This window comes from Myxacorys chilensis (assembly GCF_059505265.1).
The window spans coordinates 1-2,496 of sequence record NZ_JCACKG010000267.1; the positions used below are offsets into that span (position 1 = coordinate 1).

Here is a 2,496-nt window from a genome sequence, read left to right on the forward strand (position 1 = left end):
CACTGAACAAGGATACTACTCTTAGCTCCCTGTCCGATTTTTGGGTGTCATTTCAGGTTACCCGCTTCCTGCTTTATGTTGTTTGTGGTCTTACGCTTGCAAACATTATCGGATTAATTTGCAGATTCACGTTGAAGCGCCCACGTATCATAGAGTTCTTGAGACTATTCGATCTTGACACAGAGCGTAATATCCCCACTTGGTATTCGGCATCGGCTCTGCTGTTTTGTGCAATTCTTTTAATGATTATTTCCTTTGCAAAAAAGGGTCTCCACGATCGCTATGTTTTCCATTGGAGGCTGCTATCGGGCATTTTTCTGTTTCTGTCAATGGATGAGCTAGTGGGTCTGCATGAACGGTTAATCGAACCATTACAGGTTACGTTTCGGGCAAGCGGTATTTTCTTTTTTGCTTGGGTCATTCCTGGAGCAGCATTTGTGCTGATTGTGCTGCTAACGTATCTAAAATTCCTCACTGATCTTCCTGCTAGGATACGCCGACTGTTTCTTTTAGCTGGCACAACGTATATTTCAGGTGCCCTCTTGCTAGAAATGCTCGGTGCGCCTATCTGGGCAGCCTATGGTGGGAACAATGTAGCGGCAGTAGCATTGACAACTGTGGAAGAGTTTCTCGAAATGGTTGGGGTTGTGATGTTTGTTTATGCGTTGCTGACGTACTTGAGTTTGCTGACGAAAGAAGTCCAATTCTCGATTGAACCTATGGAAGCGACTTCTTCTCTACCTGAAAGTCATCAGATGCGGCTCTAATTTGTTCTTTCAGTAATGGGATGGGGCGAGATGGAAGTGTTGAAGGAGCTTATGTCAGCTTAGAGTTAGTTTTGGTAAACGTAGTGTACTTTAACCTGCTCAGTAAAATGCCTGTACTACAGATTGCCAAACTGTTTTCTTTGCTTTCATCCGCTCCTTGCTTAACTTGTAGAGCTTAACTTGCGAAGTATGACAAGTTGCTGTAGACAAATTATTCGTCGCGCCCGTGTACTTGTGCGGGTGGACTCGTCGCTTCTACGGCGGTAAACGACTCTAAGATTTTGTAGGTATGAGATGCGCCTTTAGGCACGACCCAAGAATTTCCAGGCTCTAGCAAAACCATTTGCCCTTCGAGATGGAGTTCGGCTTTTCCATTAATCACATAGCCGACGGTTTCGTAGTCTCGTGTTGTCGCTGGTTTGACTTCGTTTGAAGGGTCTTCGTTTTCCCAAAGTCGCATTGAGACACTCTTACCGGAAGCAAGATATTTTTGACCCATTTCACCTGTTGGCGAAGAATGGGCATCTACTTTTTTAACGCTGGTATCAGCCATAATGTCACCACTTGATAGTACTTGCGCTTAGGTTAGCTAGATGAGAGCGAGGCTTCCTCTTGCTCAAGTACGAGTTGTGGTGCTGCTGGATAATATTAGATTTCCTGTAGACCTGCAAGAAATGCCTTCACCCAAAATATACTGAGCAAATTTGCAGATCTTGATTCAAGGTTGGTGGATCTTGATTCTGCGATCGCGGATCTTGATTCAAGGTTCGCGGATCTTAATTCAAGGTTCGCGGATCTTAATTCAAGGTTGGTGGATCTTGATTCTGAATGCGTGGATCTTAATTCTGCGATCGCAGATCTTAATTCCGAATGCGTGGATCTTAATTCAAGGTTCGTGGATCTTAATTCTGCGATCGCGGATCTTAATTCAAGGTTAGTGGATCTTGATTCTGAATGCGTGGATCTTAATTCTGCGATCGCAGAATCAAATTTCAAATTCAACGAAAAAAACCTGGCATTGCTACCAGGCGAATCTGCACTAGGAAACCCTATTCATTACGGCTGTCTAACCTTACCCAACGCCTTCCACGTCTTCTTACCGACCACACCATCTACGACCAGCAGACGACTATGCTGAAAGCTCTTGACCGACGCTTCAGTACGAGACCCAAAATCTCCATCTAGATTGCCAAGATAATACCCTGTGAGCGCCAGGCGTCGTTGTGCCCAGCGAACCAAATCGCCCCGCAGACCCCGGTAAAGATTGGGCAACTCGATCTCTTTTCCAGTAAACAGAATCTCAAAAATCAGCCGTTCCCAAACCAGCGAGTTCACGTTTCCATCTGTATCCAACCCAACCCGAATCTGAAAACTTCTCACCGTACTTTTTGTGGCAACCCCAAAAATGCCATCAACTACCAAGATGTCACCAAAATAGAGATTGATTAACGTTTGCAATTCCTTGACGGCAACTCCTTGATCCCCGATCTTCAAAGCAGGCTTGTTGAGAGAGATCGTGGTAAACATTGAATGCTCCTGTGTGTTTGTGTCTGACACAATAATCATCACCAAGAGAAATACGAATTCCGAACCAGGAATGGTAGCCGATCGGGTACTCTTCGCCCTCACCCTAGCCCTCTTTCGCAGGAGAGAGAACAAGAGTTGGGGACAAAAGCTCTAGGTTGTGTTGACATTTCAGCGAAGTTCAATCAGCAAGGCAGTGAAATAA

At 45.1% G+C, this 2,496-nt stretch carries 4 protein-coding genes; 2 read left to right on the forward strand and 2 right to left on the reverse strand.

What is annotated here, in order from left to right:
* Positions 1–44 precede the first annotated feature (44 nt).
* Positions 45–767 (forward strand): DUF8692 domain-containing protein, encoded by a 723-nt coding sequence (locus AC5JLB_RS27360; RefSeq protein ID WP_495876997.1) that lies wholly within the window; start codon positions 45–47, stop codon positions 765–767.
* 211 nt (positions 768–978) lie between these two features.
* On the opposite strand, the gene AC5JLB_RS27365 is transcribed toward AC5JLB_RS27360, so the two are convergent.
* Positions 979–1,320 (reverse strand): cupin domain-containing protein, encoded by a 342-nt coding sequence (locus AC5JLB_RS27365; RefSeq protein WP_495876994.1) that lies wholly within the window; start codon positions 1,318–1,320, stop codon positions 979–981.
* A 151-nt stretch (positions 1,321–1,471) separates the two neighbouring features.
* Between AC5JLB_RS27365 and AC5JLB_RS27370 the strand changes: the two genes are divergently transcribed.
* Positions 1,472–1,705 carry a hypothetical protein gene (locus AC5JLB_RS27370; protein ID WP_495876995.1) on the forward strand — a complete coding sequence of 78 codons (234 nt, stop codon included), beginning with the start codon at positions 1,472–1,474 and terminating at the stop codon, positions 1,703–1,705.
* A gap of 118 nt (positions 1,706–1,823) precedes the next feature.
* On the opposite strand, the gene AC5JLB_RS27375 is transcribed toward AC5JLB_RS27370, so the two are convergent.
* Entirely contained in the window at positions 1,824–2,294 is a 471-nt protein-coding gene (locus AC5JLB_RS27375) for a peptidoglycan-binding domain-containing protein (protein WP_495876996.1), read from the reverse strand.
* Positions 2,295–2,496: the final 202 nt, after the last annotated feature.

Bases quoted from the DNA above. Each gene is read 5' to 3' on its own strand.
- AC5JLB_RS27375 (WP_495876996.1), bottom strand. From the start codon at position 2,294: ATGTTTACCACGATCTCTCTCAACAAGCCTGCTTTGAAGATCGGGGAT.
- AC5JLB_RS27365 (WP_495876994.1), bottom strand. From the start codon at position 1,320: ATGGCTGATACCAGCGTTAAAAAAGTAGATGCCCATTCTTCGCCAACA.